At 70.7% G+C, this 20,364-nt stretch carries 18 protein-coding genes and 1 pseudogene; 10 read left to right on the top strand and 9 right to left on the bottom strand.

Annotation, left to right across the window (positions count from 1 at the left end; all coding sequences use genetic code 11):
* Positions 1-206 (top strand): annotated as a pseudogene (locus tag WCD84_RS11115) (IS110 family transposase); the annotation flags it as partial.
* A gap of 106 nt (positions 207-312) precedes the next feature.
* Positions 313-1,563: a multidrug effflux MFS transporter gene (locus tag WCD84_RS11110; protein ID WP_343281408.1), complete on the top strand. Its 1,251-nt coding sequence runs from the start codon at positions 313-315 to the stop codon at positions 1,561-1,563.
* Positions 1,564-1,679: 116 nt separating this feature from the next.
* Here the strand turns inward: WCD84_RS11110 and WCD84_RS11105 are convergent, their stop codons facing one another.
* The 6 genes from WCD84_RS11105 to WCD84_RS11080 all read right to left on the bottom strand — a co-directional run bounded on the left by WCD84_RS11105 (position 1,680) and on the right by WCD84_RS11080 (position 6,896).
* The gene (locus WCD84_RS11105; protein WP_343281407.1) at positions 1,680-3,656 is read right to left on the bottom strand and encodes a M2 family metallopeptidase; all 1,977 of its coding nucleotides are present in this window, start codon (positions 3,654-3,656) and stop codon (positions 1,680-1,682) included.
* Between the two features lie 83 nt (positions 3,657-3,739).
* Positions 3,740-4,237 carry a hypothetical protein gene (locus WCD84_RS11100; protein WP_449280107.1) on the bottom strand — a complete coding sequence of 166 codons (498 nt, stop codon included), beginning with the start codon at positions 4,235-4,237 and terminating at the stop codon, positions 3,740-3,742.
* 169 nt (positions 4,238-4,406) lie between these two features.
* Positions 4,407-4,670 (bottom strand): cell division topological specificity factor MinE, encoded by a 264-nt coding sequence (gene minE, locus WCD84_RS11095; RefSeq protein WP_343253614.1) that lies wholly within the window; start codon positions 4,668-4,670, stop codon positions 4,407-4,409.
* Between the two features lie 3 nt (positions 4,671-4,673).
* A complete protein-coding gene (minD, locus tag WCD84_RS11090; protein ID WP_343281406.1) occupies positions 4,674-5,483 on the bottom strand; it encodes a septum site-determining protein MinD in 810 nt (269 codons plus the stop codon).
* 25 nt (positions 5,484-5,508) lie between these two features.
* Positions 5,509-6,300, bottom strand: a complete 792-nt coding sequence (minC, locus tag WCD84_RS11085) for a septum site-determining protein MinC (protein ID WP_343281405.1) — start codon at positions 6,298-6,300, stop codon at positions 5,509-5,511.
* Entirely contained in the window at positions 6,300-6,896 is a 597-nt protein-coding gene (locus WCD84_RS11080; protein WP_343277910.1) for a GNAT family N-acetyltransferase, read from the bottom strand. The genes minC and WCD84_RS11080 overlap by 1 nt, the downstream gene beginning before the upstream one ends.
* Positions 6,897-7,082: 186 nt before the next feature.
* Between WCD84_RS11080 and WCD84_RS11075 the strand changes: the two genes are divergently transcribed.
* From WCD84_RS11075 to WCD84_RS11055, 5 genes are all read left to right on the top strand, one after another.
* Complete coding sequence (locus tag WCD84_RS11075) at positions 7,083-8,309, top strand: sensor histidine kinase (RefSeq protein WP_343277926.1); 1,227 nt, start codon at positions 7,083-7,085, stop codon at positions 8,307-8,309.
* The gene (locus tag WCD84_RS11070; protein ID WP_343281404.1) at positions 8,306-8,977 is read left to right on the top strand and encodes a response regulator transcription factor; all 672 of its coding nucleotides are present in this window, start codon (positions 8,306-8,308) and stop codon (positions 8,975-8,977) included. The genes WCD84_RS11075 and WCD84_RS11070 overlap by 4 nt, the downstream gene beginning before the upstream one ends.
* A 148-nt stretch (positions 8,978-9,125) precedes the next feature.
* Positions 9,126-10,298 (top strand): SRPBCC family protein, encoded by a 1,173-nt coding sequence (locus tag WCD84_RS11065; protein WP_343277911.1) that lies wholly within the window; start codon positions 9,126-9,128, stop codon positions 10,296-10,298.
* A gap of 47 nt (positions 10,299-10,345) precedes the next feature.
* Entirely contained in the window at positions 10,346-10,756 is a 411-nt protein-coding gene (locus WCD84_RS11060; protein ID WP_449280105.1) for a DUF423 domain-containing protein, read from the top strand.
* Positions 10,757-10,760: 4 nt separating this feature from the next.
* Positions 10,761-11,432 (top strand): DNA-3-methyladenine glycosylase family protein, encoded by a 672-nt coding sequence (locus WCD84_RS11055; RefSeq protein ID WP_343253608.1) that lies wholly within the window; start codon positions 10,761-10,763, stop codon positions 11,430-11,432.
* Between the two features lie 103 nt (positions 11,433-11,535).
* On the opposite strand, the gene mfd is transcribed toward WCD84_RS11055, so the two are convergent.
* From mfd to WCD84_RS11040, 3 genes are all read right to left on the bottom strand, one after another.
* Positions 11,536-15,051, bottom strand: a complete 3,516-nt coding sequence (gene mfd, locus WCD84_RS11050) for a transcription-repair coupling factor (RefSeq protein ID WP_343281403.1) — start codon at positions 15,049-15,051, stop codon at positions 11,536-11,538.
* 60 nt (positions 15,052-15,111) lie between these two features.
* A complete protein-coding gene (locus WCD84_RS11045; protein ID WP_343281402.1) occupies positions 15,112-15,687 on the bottom strand; it encodes a GNAT family N-acetyltransferase in 576 nt (191 codons plus the stop codon).
* A 97-nt stretch (positions 15,688-15,784) separates the two neighbouring features.
* Complete coding sequence (locus WCD84_RS11040; protein WP_343253604.1) at positions 15,785-16,642, bottom strand: 23S rRNA (adenine(2030)-N(6))-methyltransferase RlmJ; 858 nt, start codon at positions 16,640-16,642, stop codon at positions 15,785-15,787.
* A 41-nt stretch (positions 16,643-16,683) separates the two neighbouring features.
* Here WCD84_RS11040 and creB point away from each other — a divergent pair, with 41 nt between their 5' ends.
* From creB to creD, 3 genes are all read left to right on the top strand, one after another.
* A complete protein-coding gene (gene creB / locus WCD84_RS11035) occupies positions 16,684-17,433 on the top strand; it encodes a two-component system response regulator CreB (RefSeq protein WP_343281401.1) in 750 nt (249 codons plus the stop codon).
* A 5-nt stretch (positions 17,434-17,438) separates the two neighbouring features.
* On the top strand, positions 17,439-18,866 hold the full coding sequence (gene creC, locus WCD84_RS11030) for a two-component system sensor histidine kinase CreC (protein ID WP_343281400.1): 1,428 nt from the start codon (positions 17,439-17,441) through the stop codon (positions 18,864-18,866).
* Between the two features lie 151 nt (positions 18,867-19,017).
* A complete protein-coding gene (gene creD / locus WCD84_RS11025) occupies positions 19,018-20,361 on the top strand; it encodes a cell envelope integrity protein CreD (protein ID WP_343281399.1) in 1,344 nt (447 codons plus the stop codon).
* The last annotated feature ends 3 nt before the right edge of the window (positions 20,362-20,364 follow it).

Here is a 20,364-nt window from a genome sequence, read left to right as displayed (position 1 = left end):
GCGGCCGCGCCGGGATCCGACGCGTGCTGTACATGGCCACATGGAGCGCCATCCGCGCCCAGCCAGCCCTCAAGCAGCGCTACCAGGACCTGAGAGCCCGCGGGAAATGCGCCAAGGTGGCCTTGGTCGCCTGCATGCGCGCCTTCCTTGGACAGCTCAACGCCATGCTCAGGGACGGCAAATCCTGGCAGCCAGCCCTGGACTAATCAAAGACAGTTGCTCCCACAGGAGCCTCTCCTACAGCGGACGGGGGGGGGAGCCGGTATCCTTGCCGGCCGCCTTTCTGCCGCCGGCCGCCGCGCCGGCCCGCCCATGCCCCCGCATTTCCCCAAGTCCACCGGCCGGCTGGCGCTGCTGCTCGCCGGTCTGTCAATGTTCGGCCCGTTCTCGATCGACGCGATCTTTCCCGCGTTCCCGGTGATCGGCGAGGCGCTGGGCGCCGACAAGCTGGCCATGCAGCAGACCATCAGCGTCTATCTGGTGGCCTATGCGCTGATGAGCCTGGTGCATGGCCCGCTGTCCGACGCCTTCGGCCGCAGGCGGGTGATCCTTGGCGGGCTGGTGGTGTTCATCGCCGCCTCGGTGGGCTGCGCGCTGGCCAACGACCTGACGACCATGCTGGCCTTCCGTGCCCTGCAGGGCCTGTCGGCGGGCGTGGGCCTGATCGTGGGCCGTGCGGTGATCCGCGACCTGTTCGACGGCGACGATGCGCAGCGGCTGATGAGCCAGGTGTCGATGATCTTCGGCATCGCGCCGGCGATCGCGCCGGTGATCGGCGGCTGGATCCTCGGCTGGGGCCACTGGCACGACATCTTCTGGTTCCTGGTCGGCTTCGGCGTGCTGCTGCTGGCAGCGACCTGGATGTGGCTGCCGGAAACCCATCCCGCGCAGAACCGCAGCGCCCCGGTGCCGCGGCGGATGCTCGCGGACTACGTGCTGATCTTCACCAACCGGCGCTTCCAGCGGCTGGCGGCGGCCGGCGCGCTCAACTTCTCGGCGCTGTTCCTGTACATCGCTTCGGCGCCGGCCTTCGTGCTCGACCTGCTGCGGCTCGATGAGCGCAGCTTCGTGTGGTTCTTCGGGCCGATGATCGGCGGGATGATGCTCGGTGCCTTCACCTCCGGCCGCGTGGCCGGACGCATGCCGCACGTGGTGCAGGTCAACATCGGCTTCGCCTGCTGCGGAGTGGCGGCGCTGGCCAACGTCGCCTACGGCCTGCTGGTGGACGTGCCTGCGGTGCCCTGGGCCGTGCTGCCGGTGGCGCTCGGTGCCTTTGGCGTGGCCATGGTGTTCCCGGTGCTGACCCTGGCGATCCTCGACATGTATCCGCGCCAGCGCGGTTCGGCGTCGTCGCTGCAGGCCTTCACCAGCCTTGCGCTGAACGCCGCGGTGGCCGGGCTGCTGTCGCCGATGGTCAGTGGTTCGATGCTGACGCTTGCGCTGGCCGCGGCGGCGTTCACGCTCGCGGGCTGGCTGGTGTGGCGCCTGGAGCGCTACCGGACCAAGCGACTGCCGGCGGGGCAGTGCGAGCCGGGGATGCCGGATCCGGCGGAGCACGTCTGACCTCGGCGGCCAGCGGCCGCGGGTTCAGCGGCCGCCGATCGGCAAGTCGAGCGTGGCCGTGTGCAAGGCGCTCACGGCCCGGTCACGCCCGCGCGATGCGCGGGCGTCGATCACGCTCAGGGGGCCGCCGCCGCCGTGGCCACCGGCGCCGAGGCCTGCCAGCCGCAGGTCTTGCCCTCGTTCTGCGTCACGAGCCAGGCCTGCAGCGGCTCGAAATATTCCAGCACCGCCGCCGCGTCCATGGTCTCGCCGCCGGTGAGCTCCTTCATCGTCTGCTGCCAGGGCTGGCTGTTGCCCTTGGACAGCATCGTCTGGAACTTCTCGCCCGCGGCCTGGTTGCCGGCGAAGGTGCACGCAGACAGCGGGCCGTCGTGGCCGGCGGCATCGCACAGCGCCTTGTAGAACTGGAACTGCAGCACGTGCGAGAGGAAGTAGCGCGTGTACGGCGTATTGCCCGGCACGTGGTACTTCGCGCCCGGGTCGAAGAACTCCTCGCCGCGCGGCGTGGCCGGGGCGACGCCCTGGTAGCGGGCCTTCAGGTCCCACCACGATTTGTTGTAGTTGTCCGGGGTGATCGAGCCGTCGAACACGCCCCAGCGCCAGCGGTCGATCATCAGGCCGAAGGGCAGGAAGGCGACCTTGGACAGCGCCATGCGCATCTGCGCGTTGATCAGCGCTTCCTCGCCCGGCGCCTGGCCTTCGACCAGCCCGATCGACTGCAGGTAGCCGGGCGTCATCGCCAGTTCGATGGTGTCGCCGATGGCCTCGTGGAAGCCGTCGTGCGCACCGTTCTGGAACAGCGGCGGCTGCTTGCCGTAGGCCAGGTAGTAATAGACGTGGCCGAGCTCGTGGTAGATGGTGGTGAAGTCTTCCTCGTTGGGCTTGATGCACATCTTGGTGCGCACGTCGGTCGCGTCGGCGTTCATCTGCCAGGCGCTGGCGTGGCAGACCACGTCGCGGTCGCGCGGCTTGATGAACTGGGTCTTCTGCCAATAGCTTTCCGGCAGCGCCGGCATGCCCAGCGAGGTGTAGAACTCCTCAGCCTGGCGGGTCATGGCCTTGGCATGTTCCAGGCGCGCGGCGTGCGCGATCTCGGCACGCTGGTCGGTTTCCAGCAGTGCGTTCTCGCGCACCAGCTGCTCGTTCAGGGTGGCCTGGTACTGACGCTCGAGGGCGCCGCTGACGTCAAGCTGGCTGGCCTGCGGATACGGCGCCAGCAGCGACCAGAGGTTGCTCCAGTCCTGCTGCCACATGTTGCCCATCAGGTGCGCGGGCAGCATGCCGTTGATCGAGCCCTGGCCCGGATATTCGGCTTCCAGTCGGGTACGGGCGTAGCAGTGCAGCTGCTCGTACAGCGGCTCGACCTGGCTCCAGAGGCGGTCGGTCTCGGTGGAGAGCTCGGCCGGGGTCATGTCGTAGCCGGCGCGCCAGAGCTCGCCCGCGTCGGCGAAGCCGAGGTCGCGCGCGCCCTCGTTGACCAGCTCGGCGAAGCGCACGTAGTCCTCGCGCATCGGCATCGAAACCGTGTGCCAGCCCTGCCAGGCGTCGAGCTGGGCATCGTAGTCGCGGTCGTTGCGCAGCACGTCCTCGAGCGCGCCGAGCTGGCGGCAGGAGCGGGCCTCGCCTTCGCCGGTGCAGTATTCGCCGCGGCCGTAGGTGCCTTCCATCTTGCTGGCCAAGCGGGTCAGCTCGGACAGCTTGGCGGGGTCGCGCGGCGGCGGCATCGATGTGCCGAGCTTGAGCAGGCTGATCGCGCGCTCGGTGGCCGGCGACATCTCCTTGCCCTCGAAGCGCCGCGACTGTTCGACCCACTGCTGGGTGCGGGCCAGGTAGCGCTCGTTGCCCTTCGAGGCGAGCAGCTCGCTGTCGTCGTTGCTGTACGTGGAGGCGACCCACTGCGAGGCCGTCAGCTCCGGCATCAGCTGGGTGAGTTCGTCGTTCACGCGCGCGATGAACTCGTCGGCGGTTTCCTTCTCCAGCTGGGCCTGGGACGGCGTGCCGTCGGGGCCCGGGGCGGTGGAGGGCGTCCGCGAGCAGGCGGCGAGGACCAGCCCGGTGGCGACGGCAAGGGCAAGGCGGGTACGTGGCTTCACTGCGGATCTCCGATGGCGCCTGCTGGCGGCGCGAAACCCCCGCAGGCTAGTGGGCGGGTGAGGCCCCCGCAAGTGGCGGAGGCTCAGGCCGGCAGCAGGCCGCGGGCCTCGAGCCAGGCGCGGGCATCGTCGGCGTCACGCTCGAACCAGGCGCGGGTGGAGCCGAGGCGGAAGCTGTAGCCCCAGGCATCCATGTCGGCCATCAGCCGGTCGCGGCCGACCCCGGGCAGGGCATCGGCAAGCAGGATCTGCAGGTAGCAGCTGGCGTCTTCCTCGGGCACCGAATCGGTGGCGTCGGTATGCACCCGGGCGCGGCGCTCCGGCGGCAGCACGATCAGATGGCAGGCTTCGTGCAGCAGCGAGTGCACGGGTGTATCGGCGCGCGCATAAACGGTACTGCCAATGATCCCGGCTTCAGGCTCGCCCCAGTAGCTGCCGGGAATCGGCGCCCCATTCTCGACGCCCACCAGCTCCAGCCCCTGCCGCGAAAGCAGCCCCGCCACCTCGGAGAAGCCAACGTCGCCAACCACCAGCACGCCGCCACCCCCCACCCCCGCGACTCCCACAGTAGGAGCAGCTATAGCTGCGACCGGAATACCCGGTGTCGCCGTATTAACCGCAGTCACAACGGCCGCGACCGGGCCATCCGGGATCGCGGCTATAGCTGCTCCTGCAGGGGCGATGGCCGGGACATCCGGCATCGCGGCCATGGCCGCTCCCACACCATCCGCGGTGTCCACAACGGCGCGCTCAGCCGGCCGCGGCGCGTTCGTCGGTCAGGGCGACGGTGATGTCGAGTACGTCGTGCTCGCCGTCCTTGGTCAGGTCGACCTTGACCGCGTCGATGTCGACGCTGACGTACTTGCGGATCACTTCAAGCAGTTCGCGCTGCAGCAGCGGCAGGTAGTCGGGTGCGCCGCGGGAGCCGCGCTCCTGGGCGACGATGATGCGCAGCCGCTCCTTGGCGATCGACGCGGTGTTCTTCTTGACCTTGAGAAAATCAAACATGCCCATGCCTCAACCCCCGAACAGCTTGCTGAAGAAACCCTTTTTCTCCAGCTGGGTGAAGCGCATCGGGCGTTCTTCGCCGGTGATGCGCGCGACGGCGTCGTCATAGGCCTGGCCGGCGTCCGACTCCATGTCCAGGATCACCGGCTCGCCCTTGTTGGACGCGTTGAGCACGTCGCCCGACTCCGGGATCACGCCGATGGTCTTCAGGCCCAGCACGTCTTCCACGTCGGTGATGGACAGCATTTCCCCGGTTTCCACGCGCGCCGGGTTGTAGCGGGTCAGCAGCAGGTGCGACTTGATCGACTCGCCGGCCTCGGCCCTGCGGGTCTTGGAGTCGAGCAGGCCGATGATGCGATCGGAGTCGCGCACCGAGGAGACTTCCGGGTTGACCACCACCACCGCCTGGTCGGCGTAGTACATGGCCAGGAACGCGCCCTTTTCGATGCCCGCCGGCGAGTCGCAGACGATGTAGTCGAAGCCGTCGGCGGCGAGGTCCTTGAGCACCTTCTCCACGCCTTCCTTGTTCAGCGCGTCCTTGTCGCGGGTCTGCGACGCCGCGAGGATGAACAGCGAGTCGAAGCGCTTGTCCTTGATCATCGCCTGCTTGAGCGTGGCCTCGCCCTGGGTGACGTTGACGAAGTCGTACACCACCCGGCGCTCGCAGCCCATGATCAGGTCGAGGTTGCGCAGGCCGACGTCGAAGTCGATGACCGCGACCTTCTTGCCACGCCGCGCCAGCCCGCAGGCCAGGCTTGCGCTGCTGGTTGTCTTGCCGACGCCGCCCTTTCCGGATGTGACTACGATGATCTCGGCCAAAGTCTATCTCCTGTGTGCGCGCTGCTCAGTCGAGCGCTGCTATTTTCAGCTGGTCGCCATCCAGCCACACCTGCACGGCCTTGCCGCGCAGGTCGGACGGAATGTCTTCCAGCACTTTGTAGTGTCCGGCGACTGCCACGAGTTCGGCATGGAACTCGCGGCAGAAGATACGTGCCTTGGCGTTGCCCTGCGCGCCCGCCAGCGCCCGCCCGCGCAGCGCGCCGTAGATATGGATCGAACCGTCGGCGATGACCTCGGCACCGGCGCCGACGGCGGCCAGCACGGTGAGGTCGCGGTTGTCGGCGTAGACCTGCTGGCCGGAACGCACCGCAGTGGTCTGGACCACGCCGGGGCCGCCGCCCTGGGACGCCGCCGCCGGCGCGGCCGGTTCCGGCCGGTCAGGGACGGCGCGCTGGCGGGGAGCCGGCTCGGGTTCGGCGGCGGGCGCCGGGCCGCCGAGGGGCTCGTACTGGGCGCGGAACCGCGCCAGCAGCGGCAGGCCGAGCTCAGCCGCCAACTGCTCGTTCTCGCTGTTGCCCCAGGCCAGGGCCACGGGCAGCGCCCCGGCCTCGCGCAGGGCGGCGAGCAGCGCACGCGCGGTGGCCGGGTCCGGAATCGCGGCCAGGCCGCCGAAATCGAGCACGACCGCGCCGCGGGCGAACAGCTTGGGCGCGCGCTGGACGCGCTCGCGCATTTCCGCGGCCAGGCGCTCGATGTCGAGGGTGCGGATGCGCAGGTTGGCGATCCCGACCTGGCCGATCTTGAGCTCGCCGGCAGGTTCGAAGTTCGCGGCCGGTGCGCCCACGCTGCCCGCCATCAGCGGGTGCCCGTCGCGCGGCAGGCCTGGCCGGCGGACCGCGGCTGCACCAGCCAGGGGGCGTCGGGCAGGTTGTCGCCGTAGGTGTCGCGGACCCAGGCGTAGCTGCAGAGTTCCTTGGTCAGCATCGAAGCACGGATGCCGGTGTCGGGCATCACGTGCTGGCCGACCTCGCGGAAGCCGAAGCTGCCGTGGAAGATGCGGGCCGGATCGCTGTCGTGCTCGATCAGGACCTCGCAGGCCAGCACCGGGTAGCGCAGCTCGGCATAGCCCTGGACGTCGGCATAGATGGTGCGGCCGACGCCGCCACCGCGGCGGCGGCTGGCGACCACCACGCGGTCGATGTACATGAATTCGGGATGGCGCGCGGCGAACCAGTCGAAGTTGCTGCTGTCATGCCCGCGGCGCGAGCCGAAGCCGATCAGGAAGCCGGCCAGGGTGCCGTCGCGCTCCGCGACCCGGAAATAATCGGCGGTATCGTGGAAATGGCGCACGCGGGCCGAATCCAGGGGAAGGATCGACGGACCGGCGGCATTGTTCAGGGCAAGGACGGAATCCAGCTCGTGCTCGCGCACGTCGCGGATGACAATCGACATTCCAGACTCCGTGGTGTGGCCAATGACCGTCAACGTGGCGCGCGCGGCGCATGGGCCAGCGGCGCCCGTTCGGCGACAGCGGCCATTATCGCATGGCGGGATCGCGTGGCCACACCCGGGTGGCCGCGGCGCGGACATGACTTCCGGACCGTCGCGCCGGCGGCGCTTGCGCCTACCATGCAGCCCATGCTCCAGCGCTTCGACCACAACCGGCTGCTGCGTTACGCGGGACTGTTCACCTGGGCGGTGATCGGCCTGCCACTGCTGCTGCTGACCATTCCCCAGGCAGACCGCGAAGGCCTCGCCGTGCCGGCTGCCCCCGGCGCCATCCGCGCGTGGCTGGCCTGGGCGGTTTTCGGCGCCAGCTATGCCTGGCTGACCCGGGGCCTGGGGCGGCACCGGGTCGGAGCGGTGGACCGGGTGCTGCTGGCGGGCCTGGCCGGTGGCGCGATCTCGATCAGCTACTACAGCCAGAGCGGGCTGGGCAGCATCCTGCTGATGGTGGTGGCCAGCGTGCTGCCGTGGCTGCTACCGGTCTGGCAGGGCGTGGCCCTGCTGGTGCTGTGCGAATTCGTGATCGTGCCGGTCTACGTGCGCGGCTTCGATTTTTCATGGGGCGAGGCCATCCTGCAGGCCAGCCTGTACGTCGGCTTCACCGGTTTCGCCTTCGTCACCGGCCTGGTGGCCCGGCAGCAGGCCCAGGCCCGCGACGAACAGCGCCGGCTGAATGCAGAGCTGCGCGCGACCCGGGCCCTGCTGGCGGAAAGCGTGCGCGTCAACGAGCGCACGCGGATCTCGCGCGAGCTGCACGACCTGCTGGGGCACCACCTGACCGCGCTCAGCCTGAACCTGGAGGTCGCCAACCACCTCACCAGCGGCAAGGCCCAGGAACACGTCGGTCAGGCGCATACCCTGGCGCGGCTGCTGCTGTCCGACGTGCGCGAGGCGGTCAGCCAGATCCGCGGCAACGAGACCATCGACATGGCCGCCACGCTGGAGCCGCTGGTGGGCAACGTGCCGGGGCTGAAGGTCGAAATGCGGCTGCCGCGGCCGTTCCCGATGGAAGATCCCGAGCGCGCCCACGTGCTGCTGCGCTGCACCCAGGAAATCATCACCAACGCCGTGCGCCACGCCCAGGCCAACGTGCTGCAGCTGCAATACCGGCTCGACCGCGGCGCGGTGCACCTGGTGGCCCGTGACGACGGTCGCGGCGCCGACGGGTTCACTGCCGGCAACGGCCTGCGCGGCATGCGCGAGCGGCTGTCGGCGTATGGTGGCGAGGTCGACGCCGAGACCGCGCCGGGGCAGGGCTTCACCCTGCGCCTGCGGCTGCCCACCGACGACGTCCCAGACATCGCGATGCCCGTGGCGGGACCGCCCGCGGCGCCGCCAATCACCATGGAGGCTCCATGACCACCGGTACCAGCGATCCCGGGCGCGCCATCCGCGTGTGCCTGGTCGATGACCAGACCCTGGTACGCCAGGGCATCCGCTCCCTGCTCGCGCTTGATGGCGGGATCGAAGTGGTGGCCGAGGCCGTTGACGGCCGACAGGCGGTGGAGATGATCCCGCAGGTCGCTCCCGACGTCGTGCTGATGGACATGCGCATGCCGGCGATGTCGGGCCTCGAGGCGCTGCAGGCGCTGTCGCAGGCCGGGACGCTGCCGCCCACGATCATCCTCACCACCTTCGACGACGACCAGCTGGTGCTGGCCGGGCTCAAGGCCGGGGCCAAGGGCTACCTGCTCAAGGACGTGTCGCTGGAGCAGCTGGTGGGCGCCATCCGTACGGTGGCCGGCGGCGGCTCGCTGGTGCAGCCGGCGGTCACCCAGCGCCTGCTGTCGGGCCTGGAGCACATGCGCAACGATTTCGTCAGCCTCGACCGGCCGGATCCGCTGACCGATCGCGAGACCGAGATCCTGCGCCTGATGGCCTCGGGCTTCTCCAACAAGGAGATCGCCAACTCGCTGGGCGTGGCCGAAGGCACGATCAAGAACCACGTCTCCAACATCCTCAGCAAGCTTGGCGTGCGCGACCGCACGCGTGCGGTGCTCAAGGCGTTCGAGCTCCAGCTGGTCTGAGCCGCCGGACGCGCGGTGGCCACGGCGCACCCGCGAAGCCGGATATCGAAAAAAGCGCGCTGCGAAGGTCGCGGCGGCGGCGGCAATCTTGCTAGGATTGCCGGTCTGCGCCCCGGCCTCGGCCGGTCCTGGTCCCGGAGAACCCTGAATGACCCGTTTTCTTGAGCTCCTGATTTCCCTGGCGATCGTCGCCGTGCTGTTCATCGTCGTCGGCGTGCTGCTGCCGTCCAGCCGCTCCCTGACCGAAAGCGTGGAGACCAATCGCAAGCCGGCGATCGTGTTCGACACGCTCAACAGCTTCAAGCGCTTCGACGACTGGCATCCCTTTGCCTTGGGCCAGGTCAAGCTGAACCGCTCGGGCCCGGATTCCGGCGTCGGCGCCCGCATCGACTACGACTCGGAAGTGTCCGGCGTTGGCAAGGGCAGCTGGGAGATCGTCGAGTCCGAGCAGGACGCGCGCGTGGCCTACAGGATCGAGGACAACAAGCGCGGTTCCAACAAGCAGACCAGCTTCACCCTGAAGCCGACCGGTCGCGGCGGCCGCAACATCGAGATCACCCAGGCCTACAGCGTCGACTACGGCTGGAACCTGCTCGGTCGCTACGCGGGCCTGTACGTCAGCCGCAACATCGGCGACACCATGAAGCTCGGCCTTGGTCGCCTGACCAACATGCTGGCCTCGGTGCCCAACTTCGACTACCGGGTGGAAGGTTCGACGCTGACCGGCCTCGAGTTCGCCGAGATCCCGGCGGAGAACCTGCTGGTGGTCAACGCCGGCGCGATCGAGCGCAACAACGAAGTCATCAAGAAGGCGATGAAGGACAACGTCGAGTGGATCAACCGCACCATGGCCGAGAGCGATCTCGAGCCGATCGGTCCGGTGCGCATCGTGACCACCGAGTTCGCGAGTGCGACCTACACCTTCGACGTCGTCCAGGCCGTGCGCCGCAAGGGCACCGGCGCTGCGGCTGACGATGCCGCGGCCGCCGCGGACGACAAGGCCACGGGTGAGGGCGAGGATGGCGAGCAGGCAGCCGCCGCCCCGGCCTTCACGGTGACCGAATCGGACGCCATCGACGAGGATTCGCTCGAGCTGCTGGGCCCGGTGACCTATGTCCGCAGCGAGCCGCTGTACGTGGTCCGCGGCGACTACAAGGGCTTCATGGCCGAACTCGACAATGCCCGCAACGCCACCCGCGCCTGGGCGCTGACCCAGGGCGAGGAAGCCATCGGCCGGCCGTACGAGTACTACCTCAACGGCATCGATGCCGCGTTCACCGCCGAAGGCCGGTTCAAGGTGTTCTGGAACCTGAAGCGCTGAGCCGCGAGGCTGGATGACGATTGCCACGCAGAACGCCGCATCCCTGGATGCGGCGTTCTGCTTTCACGGAGCAGCGCGCGATGATCAACGCCGGTTTCACCAGAGCAACGCCTGCCGGCCTCCGAACCCTTGCGGCCGCCGGCGCGCTGCTGGCGGCGGTCTCGGTGGCGCTGGCCGCATACGCATCGCATGCCGCGGGTCCGGACGCGGGGATGCGCCTCGGCCTGGCCGCCGCGTTCGCCTTCGGCCACGGGCTGGCGCTGGCGGCGCTGGCACCGCGCGCGCGCGGAGGCCTGGCCACGGCGGCGCTGTGGGCGCTGCTGCTGGGCGTGCTGCTGTTCGCGGGCTCGCTGGCCGGCGCACATTTCTTCGCTCTGCCGACGCGGCTGGCACCGGCGGGCGGCAGCCTGATGATCCTCGGCTGGCTCGCCCACGCCGCGGCCGCACTGCGGCGCTGAGGCGATGCCCCGGTTTTCCCGCGGTTACGACACCATCGAAGCCGAGGCCTGGCTGGCGCGCCGCGACCGCCGCCTGGGCACCTGGATCCGGCGCCTGGGTCCGATCGATCCCGATCCGAGGTGGCGGCGTACGTTCGATCCAGTCGATGCGCTGGCGCGGGCGATCCTGTTCCAGCAGCTCAGCGGAAAGGCGGCGTCGACGATCGTCGGGCGGGTCGAGGTGGCCATCGGCAGCGCGCGCCTGCACAGCGACACCCTCGGCCGCATCGACGATGCGACCCTGCGCGCCTGCGGGGTCTCCGGCAACAAGGCCCTGGCCCTGCGCGACCTCGCGGCACGCGAGGCCCGGGGCGAGATCCCCGACCTGCGGCGGATGTCGGTGATGGACGCCGACGCCATCGTCGCGGCGCTGGTGCCGATCCGCGGCATCGGCCGCTGGACGGTCGAGATGATGCTGATGTTCCGCCTCGGCCGCCCGGACGTGCTGCCGATCGACGACCTCGGGATCCGCAAGGGTGCCCAGCTGGTGGATCGCACCGACGAGATGCCGAAGCCGCGCGAACTCGCGGCCCGGGGCGAGCGCTGGGGGCCGTATCGCACGCACGCCGCCCTGTACCTGTGGCGCATCGCCGACTCCGCCGCCACCGTGACCCCGACCAATCGCTCCCAGGGCTGACGCGGAAGTGCAGCCAGATCGGCGTGATCCGCACACATCCGCGGCAAACGCTTTTCCAGGCATTTCGATCGCGGCGATGGCCGCCCCCACCGGGAAGGTGTGATCAGGGGCCGGGGGCGAGGACGGACAGCAGGCCGCGGGCGGCCTGGAGGCGTTCCTCCGGCGTCGGCAGTTCCAGGGTGAGGCGGAATTTGTCGGGGCCGTCCATGCGGTAGCTCTTCGGCTGGCCCTGGACCAGGTTGATGATCGCCATCGGGTCGATCGACGGCTTCTCGACGAACTGCACCCGCCCGCCGCTGGCGCCGATGTCGATCTTGCGGATGCCCAGCTCGCTTGCCCGCTGCTTCAGCTCGGCGATCGCGAACAGGTACTTCACCGGGTCGGGCAGCAGGCCGAAGCGGTCGATCATCTCCACCTGCAGCTCGCGCAGTGCCTCGGCGTCGCGGGCCGAGCTGATGCGCTTGTACAGCGTCAGCCTGGCATGCACGTCGGGCAGGTAATCGTCGGGGATCAGGGCCGGCGTGTGCAGCTCGACCTCGGCGCCGCGCGCGGCGGTGCCGTCGACGTCGGGCAGCTCGCCGCGCTTGATGCTGCGCACCGCGCGCTCCAGCAGCTCGGTGTAGAGGCTGAAGCCGACCTCGGCCATCTGCCCGCTCTGGTCCTCGCCCAGGAGCTCGCCGGCGCCGCGGATCTCGAGGTCGTGGGTGGCCAGCGTGAAGCCGGCGCCCAGCTCGTCCATCGATGCGATCACGTCCAGGCGCTTGCGTGCGTCGGCGGTGATCGAACGCTTGTCCGGGATCACCAGGTAGGCGTACGCGCGGTGGTGCGAACGGCCGACGCGGCCGCGCAGCTGGTGCAGCTGCGCCAGGCCGAACTTGTCGGCGCGGTTGATGATGATGGTGTTGGCGTTGGGGATGTCGATGCCGGACTCGATGATGGTCGAGGCCAGCAGCACGTTGAAGCGCTGCTTCTGGAAGTCGAGCATCACCCGCTCGAGCTCGCGCTCGGGCATCTGGCCGTGGGCCACGCCGATGCGCGCCTCGGGCACCAGCTCCTGCAGCTGGCGCTGCATGCGGCCGATGCTCTCGACGTCGTTGTGCAGGAAAAACAGCTGGCCACCGCGCGCGAGCTCGCGGTCGAAGGCCTCGCGCAGCTGGGCGTCGTCCCAGGGCACGACGAAGGTCTGCACTGCCAGCCGGTTGGTCGGCGCGGTGGCGATGATCGACAGGTCGCGCAGCCCGGCCATGGCCATGTTGAGCGTGCGCGGGATCGGCGTTGCGGTGAGCGTGAGCAGGTGGACGTTGGCGCGCAGCGCCTTCAGCGCCTCCTTCTGGCGCACGCCGAAGCGCTGCTCCTCGTCCACGATCACGAGCCCGAGGTCCTTGAAGCGCACGTCCTTCTGCAGCAGGCGGTGGGTGCCGACGATGACGTCGATCGTGCCCTCGGCGACCTTCTCCAGCTCGGCCTTGATCTCCTTGGTGCTCTTGAAGCGCGACAGCACTTCCACCCGGATCGGCCAGTCGGCGAAGCGGTCGGCGAAGTTGCGGTAGTGCTGCTCGGCCAGCAGCGTGGTCGGCACCAGCACCGCGACCTGCTTGCCGGCGGCGGCGGTGGCGAAAGCCGCGCGCACCGCGACCTCGGTCTTGCCGAAGCCGACGTCGCCGCAGACCACGCGGTCCATCGGCTGCGAGGACTGCAGGTCGCGCAGCACGGCCTCGATGGCGGCGTGCTGGTCGGGCGTTTCCTCGAACGGGAAGGTCGCCGCGAAGGGTTCGTACATGCCGCGGTCGACGTCGATCGCGAGTCCGGCGCGGGCCTGGCGTTTGGCCTGGATTTCCAGCAGCTCGGCGGCCACGTCGCGCACCTTTTCGGCCGCCTTGCGCTTGGCCTTGGTCCACTGCTCGCCACCCAGCGAATGCAGCGGCGCGGTCTCCGGCGAGGCGCCGGAGTAACGGCTGATCAGGTGCAGCTGCGCGACCGGCACGTAGAGGCGGTCGCCCTTGGCGTATTCGATTTCGAGGTATTCGGCCGGCATGCCGCCGGCCTCGAGCGTCACCAGCCCGCGATAGCGGCCGACGCCGTGGTCCTCGTGCACGATCGGCGAACCGTCGGACAGCTCGCCGAGGTCGCGGATGATCGCCTCGGGCTCGCGCCCGACGCGCTTGCGCCGACGGGGCTGCGCGGCGCGCTCGGGGAACAGCTGGCGTTCGGTGAGCACCACCATCGGCTCGCTGCCGGCCGCCGCGTCGCCATCAAGGGCGAAGCCATCCTCCAGCGGCGCCACCGCGATCGCGAAGCGCGCATCGCCGGTGGCGAAGCTGCGGAAGTCGGGCAGCACCTGCGGCCGCAGCGCGGCGGCGTCCAACACTTCAAGCAGCGCCTCGCGGCGGCCGGCACTGTCGGCCGAGACCAGCACGCGGCCCGGATAGCTGCCGAGGAAATCCTTCAGCGGCGCGGCGGCGGCGTCGTGGCGGGCGGCCACCGGAAGTTCCGGTGCCGGCTGCTCGCCCAGGCGCGCGGCCTCCGCATGGCGCGGGTGGTCGGCGCCAGCAAGCTCGATCCGCGGCGCGTCGTTGAAGCGCGCGCGCAGCTCGTCCGGCGCCAGCCACAGCGCGCCCGGCGGCAGCACCGGGTGTTCGACATCGTGGCGGCGCTGCTCGTGGCGCTGCCCGGCCTGGGCCCAGAAGTGGTCGGCCGCAGCAGGGGCGCCCTCGTCAACCAGCGGCAGGGCATCCTCGCCGAGGTAGTCGAACAGGGTCGCGGTGGCGCCGTCGGGGAAGAACAGCGGCAGGTAGTACTCGATGCCCGCCGGTGCGGCACCGGCCTTGAGGTCCTGGAACAGCGCGCTGCGCCGGGTATCGATGTCGAAGCGTTCGCGCAGCGCGTCCAGCGCCCGCTCGCGCGAGGCCTCGTCCAGCGGGACCTCGCGGCCGGGCATCAGCTGGATCGCCTGGACCTTGTCCAGCGAGCGCTGGCTCTCGGGGTCGAACACGCGGATGGTGTCGATCTCGTCGTCGAGCAGCTCGACCCGGAACGGCGCCGCTTCGCCCATCGGATAGACGTCGAGCAGGGCGCCGCGCACGGCGAAATCGCCGGGATCGTAGACCTGCGGCACGTTGCGGTAGCCGGCGGCGTGGAGGCGGCGCTTCTCGGCGTCGAGGTCCAGGCGCTGGCCCACGCGCAGGTCGAAGCTGTTGCCGATGACGTAGGACAGCGGCGGCAGGCGCTGCATCAGCGTCTGCACCGGCACCACCAGCACGCCGCGCTTCATCGTCGGCAGGCGGCGCAGGGTGGCCAGGCGCTGCGAGACGATCTCGGGGTGCGGGCTGAAACGGTCGTAGGGCAGGGTCTCCCAGTCGGGGAAGCCCAGCACCGGCAGCACGGGGTCGGCGCCGAGGAGCGTCTGCAGGTCGGCCTCGATCTGGGTCGCCGCGTGGTTGTCGCGCGCCACCGCCAGCAGCACGCCGTCGTGGGCACGCGCGGCGGCCGCCACGAACCAGGCCAGCGCCGAGCGCGAGGCCGGCGCGCGCCACCACGCCCGCGGGCGCCCGGGGCCGGGCAGCGGGGGAACGGGAAGCGGAAGGGGAGCGGGGCTGCCTGGGGGAGTCTTGTCGGTCATCAACGCGCGTAAAAGCGGCGGCGCCGGCAGCATGGTGCCGCCGGTGCGAGGGCGCGCAGTTTAACCCGTGGCCCCGTCGACGCCGGCGACGGGCGTGGTTGCGGCCAGGGGCAGGCGCACGCGCACGAAGCCGGGGTCGGCGCCATCGACAAGCTCGAAGCCCATGGAGCGCGCCAGGTCCAGCAGCGGCCCGTTGTCCTCGAGCACGTCGCCGTGCACGGCCTCGAGCCGCTTGCCGCGGGCCCAGCGCGCGACCCGACGCATGAGGTGGCGGCCCAGTCCCATGCCGGCGACGTTGCGCCCGACGAGGATCGCGAACCGCGCCTCGCGCGTGCCCGGGACCACGGCGGCGTGGGCCAGGCCGGAGAGCATGGCCTCGCCCGGCGGCAGCGGCTCGGCCACGACCAGGGTGAAGGCGTTGCGGGCATCGGGCTGGGCGAGGCGCACGGCCTCGTCGGTGCCCATGGCGTCGGCGCCGGCCAGCAGGTGGCGGCCGAGTTCCTCGGGCTCCATGAGTTCGAAGCCTGCCCGGAGCACGGGGGCATCCTCGGAGCGGATGGGGCGGATCAGGACATCACGGCCGTTGCCGAGGCGGATCTCCTCGTGCCACGGCGGAAGGCGGTTTCTGGCGACCATGTGCTGGATGCTGTCACGGTCGAAGTGAAGCCCGCCTCTACATCCCGCGGTGGTGGCCAGGTGGCGATCGCATTCCGCTGCCCCCCGGGCGGCGACCTCAGGGCGGGCTGCGCAGCCAGTGCAGGCGCGAGCTTGCGCCGCGTTCGCCCAGGGCCGCGGCCAGGCCGGTCAGCGCCGGCTTCAGCGCCGCGTCGAACTGCCACGGCGGATTGACCACCAGCAGGCCGCTGCCGTTCATCCGCAGCGGCGAGTCGTCCGGGCGCACCATCAGCTCGGCCAAGAGCACGGATTTCGCCGGCAGGTCGGCGGCGCGGCGCTGGAACGGCCCGAGGGTGCGCCGGAGCTTGATCGGGTACCAGAGCGCGAACACGCCCTGCGGGAAGCGCCGCAGGCCCTCGCGGATCGCCGCCAGGGAGTCGTCGAACTCGGCCAGCTGACTTTCGTAGGGCGGGTCGACCAGCACCAGGCCGCGGCCGATGCGGGTCTCGCCGTCGCGCGGCGGCAGAAGGGCGCGCATGGCGGCATAGCCGTCGCCACGCTGCACGCGCACGCGGCGGTCGTCGGCGAAGGTGGCGTCCAGGACCTTGGATTCTTCCGGCTGCAGCTCGCAGCAGACGATGCGGTCGTCGGCGCGCAGCGCGTGCGCGAGCAGCCACGGCGAGCCGGGATAGGCGTCGGCGCCGTGCTCCTTGCGGCAGGCGCGGACGGCGTCCAGGTAGCGGCGCAGCAGCGGATCCTTCGGCGTTTCGGCGAACAGTCGGGCGATGCCGTCATCGGCCTCGCCGGTGCGCTTGGCGCTGGCGCCGGCCAGGTGGTAAAGGCCGCGGCCGGCGTGGGTATCGAGCGCGAACAGCGGCGCCGGCTTGGCCACCAGTGCATCGCACAGGGCCAGCAGGACGACGTGCTTGAGGACGTCGGCGTGGTTGCCGGCGTGGAAGGCGTGGCGGTAGTTCATCGGCGAAGGATACCGGTCCTGCGCCGGCCCGCGGCCCCGGTATGCTGCGCGCCATGCCCGCGCACGCGCCGCCGCCCCCATCCACCCTGCTGCTGGTCGAGGACGATCCGGCGATCGCGGAGGCCGTGCTCTACGCCCTGCGCGCGGAGGGCCACGTGGTCGAGCACCTGCTGCTGGGCGGCGGCGTCGCCGCGCGGGTGCGCGCCGGCGGCGTCGACCTGGTGCTGCTCGACGTCGGCCTGCCGGACATCGGCGGCTTCGAGGTGTGCCGGCAGCTGCGCGCCTTCAGCGCGGTGCCGGTGGTGTTCCTGAGCGCGCGCGGCGACGAGGTGGACCGGGTGCTGGGGCTGGAGCTGGGCGCGGACGACTACATCGCCAAGCCGTTCTCCCTGCGCGAGCTGGCGGCGCGCGTTCGGGCGCGGCTGCGCCGGCATCCGGCCGCAGCGGCCGAGCCTGGCGTCCGCGGCGGATCCGCGCCCGCGGACTGTGCTCCCCTCAGGCACGGCCGTTTCGAACACGACCCTGCCGCGCGCCGGGTCCGTTTCGACGGCGCACTGCTGGACCTGACCCGCTACGAATACGCCCTGCTTGCCGAACTGCTGCGCCGCCCCGGCGCCATCCTCAGCCGCGCGCAGCTGCTCGATCGCGCCTGGGAAGACGCCCTCGACAGCGGCGAACGCACCGTCGATACCCACGTCAAGACGCTGCGCGGCAAGCTGCGCGCGGTCGACGCCGGCGCCGATCCGGTGCGCACGCATCGCGGCATCGGCTATTCGTTGGACGTGGACTGAGGCCGGTGCGCATCGGCCTGCGCATCCTGCTGGGCTATTTCCTGATCGTTGCGCTGGCGGCGCTGCTGCTGGGCCAGGTGTTCCTGCGCGAAGTGAAGCCCGGCGTCCGCCAGGCGATGGAGGACACGCTGGTGGATACCGCCAACGTGCTGGCCGAACTCGCCACCGACGACCTGCTGTCCGGGCGCATCGATGACGGCCGCTTCGCGACCCGCATCCGGGCGCTGGCAGGGCGCGACATCGGCGCCGGCATCTGGGGCTTCGAGAAGCGCGAAGTGAACTACCGGGTGACGGTGACCGACGACCGCGGCATCGTGGTGTTCGACTCCGCCGGCCGCGATCTGGGCGCCGACTACTCGCGCTGGAACGATGTCCACCGGACGCTGCGCGGCCGCTATGGCGCGCGCTCCACGCGCAGCGACCCGGAGGACGACAGCAGCTCGGTGATGCACGTCGCCGCGCCGATCCGCGACGGCGCGCGCATCGCCGGCGTGCTCACCGTGTCCAAGCCCAACCGCGCGATGGCGCCGTTCATCGCGCGCAGCGAAGCGGTGATCCTGCGCTGGGGCCTGGTGCTGCTGGGCAGCGCGCTGCTGGTGGGCCTGTCCGCGGCCTGGTGGCTCTCGCGCCAACTCGGTGGTCTGCGCGGCTATGCCGACGCGGTCACCGCCGGCCGGCGCGCGGTGCTGCCGCGCTCGGCGGGGGAGTTCGCCGACCTCGGGCGCGCGCTGCAGACCATGCGCGAACGCCTGGAAGACCGCGGCTATGTCGAACGCTACGTGCACACGCTCACCCACGAGCTGAAGTCGCCGCTGGCGGCGATCCGCGGCTCGGCCGAGCTGCTTGAATCACCGCTGCCCGAAGCCGACCGCCGGCGCTTCGCCGCCAACATCGGCGCGCAGAGCGAACGCATGGCCGCGATGATCGACAAGCTGCTGGCGCTGGCCGCGGTGGAGCACCGCCAGCGCATCGAGAATCCGGCGCCGGTGGACCTGGCGTCGATCGCGCGCGATGTCGCTGAAGCGGTCGCGCCCCGGCTGCGGGCCGATGACGTCGCGCTGGGACTCGAGGCCGATCAACCGCTGCCGTCACCGGTGGGCGACGCGTTCCTGCTGCGCCAGGCGCTGGAGAACCTGGTCGACAACGCGATCGCGTTCTCGCCGCGCGGCGGCAGGGTGTCGGTGACGCTGCGTGCGCGCGACGGCGGCGTGGCGCTGGAAGTTTCCGACGACGGTCCCGGCGTGCCCGACTATGCGCTTGACCAGGTCTTCGAGCGTTTCTATTCGCTGTCGCGCCCCGGCGACGGCGGCCGCAGCAGCGGCATCGGCCTGACCTTCGTCGCCGAGGTCGCCAAGCTGCATGGTGGCCGGGCATGGCTGCGCAATCGCGATGGCGGCGGGGCGCTTGCCGGCATCGAACTGCCCGCTGGCTGATCACCGGGTTCCTGCGCCGGCGCCTGACATCACCGCGCTTTGCACCTCGCCCGCCCGCGGGCTGCCGCCGCTTCACACTCGCCTCACCGCCACGCCGCGTTCCACACACGCGGCCCCGCCAGGCTGCCCGCACTTCCCGGGAGGACTGGACATGAGACTGTGGTTGAAGATCCTGATGGTGGCGGCGATGACGCTCGCGATCCTGGTGCCGCTGGCGATGGTGGGCGGCGTGGTCGAGGAGCGCCAGTCGCGGCGCGCGGAGGCGGTGGCGAGCATCGCGGCCAGCTTTGGCGGGCGCCAGGTGGTCTCGGGCCCGGTGCTGGTGGTGCCCTATACCGAGAACGTGCGCGAGCAGGTGGCCGATGCCGCCGGCGTCATGCGCACCACGCTGCGGCGGCGTACGCGGCACTGGACCTTCTTCCCCGACACCCTGGTGGTGGACGGCGAGCTGGTGCCCGAGACCCGCAAGCGCGGCCTGCACGAGGTCCGGGTCTACCAGTGGCAGGGCACGGTGCAGGCGCGCTTCGACGCACGCGTTCCCGATGGCGGGCCCGAGGGCGCCGAGCGCAGCATCGGTGAACCGTGGCTGGCCTTCGGCATCGCCGACGTGCGCGGCCTGCGCGAGCTGCCGCGGATGCAGGTGGGTGGGCGCGCGCTGCCGCTGGCGCAGGGCATCGGCCACGAGGACGGCCCCGGCGTGCATGCGCGGCTGCCGGCGCCCGCGGCCGGCGCACGGCTCGCCTTCGAGACCCGGCTGGACATCGAGCTGCGTGGCACCGAATCCTTTGCCATGATGCCGCTGGCGCGTGACAACGACCTGCGCCTGCGCTCGGACTGGCCGCATCCGCGCTTCGAAGGCCTGTCGCCGGTGCACGACCGCGACGGCGCCGGCTTCAGCGCGCAGTGGAAGGTGGCCTCGCTCGCCACCGACGCCCAGCGTCGCTATCGCCGGCAGGCGTCATTGGGCGACGCCGGTCCGTCGCTGCAGTGGAGCCCGGACCCCGACGCCGCCGGCATCACCCTGGTCGACCCGGTGAACGCCTACCTGCAGGCCGAGCGCGCGACGAAGTACGGCGTGCTGTTCGTGCTGCTGACCTTCGTCGCCTTCTTCATGTTCGAGCTGATCCGCCAGCAGCCGATCCACCCGATCCAGTACGGACTGGTGGGCCTGGCGATCGCGATCTTCTTCCTGCTGCTGGTCAGCCTGGGCGAACACATCCCGTTCGGACTCGCCTACCTGGCGGCGGCGACGGCGTGCATCGGGCTGATCGGCTTCTACCTCGCGGCGGTGCTTGGCGGTGCGCTGCGCGGTGCCGGCTTCGCGGCGATGCTGGCGACGCTCTACGCGGCGCTCTACGGCCTGCTGGTGTCCGAGGACAATGCGCTGGTGCTCGGCGCCGGCCTGCTGTTCGTGGTGCTGGCGGCGATCATGGTCCTGACCCGCAGGATCGACTGGTACCGCGTGGGCGCCGCGCTGCCCTCGGCGGGTCGCTGAGCG

Source organism: Luteimonas changyuni, from assembly GCF_039548395.1.
Taxonomy (GTDB): Bacteria; Pseudomonadota; Gammaproteobacteria; order Xanthomonadales; family Xanthomonadaceae; genus Luteimonas.
The sequence above is the reverse complement of the archived record's forward strand: the minus strand, read 5'-3'. Positions and strand labels throughout refer to the sequence as shown.

Coding starts and splice junctions, on each gene's coding strand:
- WCD84_RS11065 (WP_343277911.1), top strand. CDS start 9,126: ATGACCCGTTTTCTTGAGCTCCTGATTTCCCTGGCGATCGTCGCCGTG.
- WCD84_RS11070 (WP_343281404.1), top strand. CDS start 8,306: ATGACCACCGGTACCAGCGATCCCGGGCGCGCCATCCGCGTGTGCCTG.
- WCD84_RS11040 (WP_343253604.1), bottom strand. CDS start 16,642: ATGAACTACCGCCACGCCTTCCACGCCGGCAACCACGCCGACGTCCTC.
- WCD84_RS11045 (WP_343281402.1), bottom strand. CDS start 15,687: ATGGTCGCCAGAAACCGCCTTCCGCCGTGGCACGAGGAGATCCGCCTC.
- WCD84_RS11060 (WP_449280105.1), top strand. CDS start 10,346: ATGCGGCGTTCTGCTTTCACGGAGCAGCGCGCGATGATCAACGCCGGT.
- creB (WP_343281401.1), top strand. CDS start 16,684: ATGCTGCGCGCCATGCCCGCGCACGCGCCGCCGCCCCCATCCACCCTG.
- WCD84_RS11080 (WP_343277910.1), bottom strand. CDS start 6,896: ATGTCGATTGTCATCCGCGACGTGCGCGAGCACGAGCTGGATTCCGTC.
- minE (WP_343253614.1), bottom strand. CDS start 4,670: ATGGGCATGTTTGATTTTCTCAAGGTCAAGAAGAACACCGCGTCGATC.
- WCD84_RS11055 (WP_343253608.1), top strand. CDS start 10,761: ATGCCCCGGTTTTCCCGCGGTTACGACACCATCGAAGCCGAGGCCTGG.
- WCD84_RS11110 (WP_343281408.1), top strand. CDS start 313: ATGCCCCCGCATTTCCCCAAGTCCACCGGCCGGCTGGCGCTGCTGCTC.
- WCD84_RS11075 (WP_343277926.1), top strand. CDS start 7,083: ATGCTCCAGCGCTTCGACCACAACCGGCTGCTGCGTTACGCGGGACTG.
- mfd (WP_343281403.1), bottom strand. CDS start 15,051: ATGACCGACAAGACTCCCCCAGGCAGCCCCGCTCCCCTTCCGCTTCCC.
- creD (WP_343281399.1), top strand. CDS start 19,018: ATGAGACTGTGGTTGAAGATCCTGATGGTGGCGGCGATGACGCTCGCG.
- minC (WP_343281405.1), bottom strand. CDS start 6,300: ATGGCGGGCAGCGTGGGCGCACCGGCCGCGAACTTCGAACCTGCCGGC.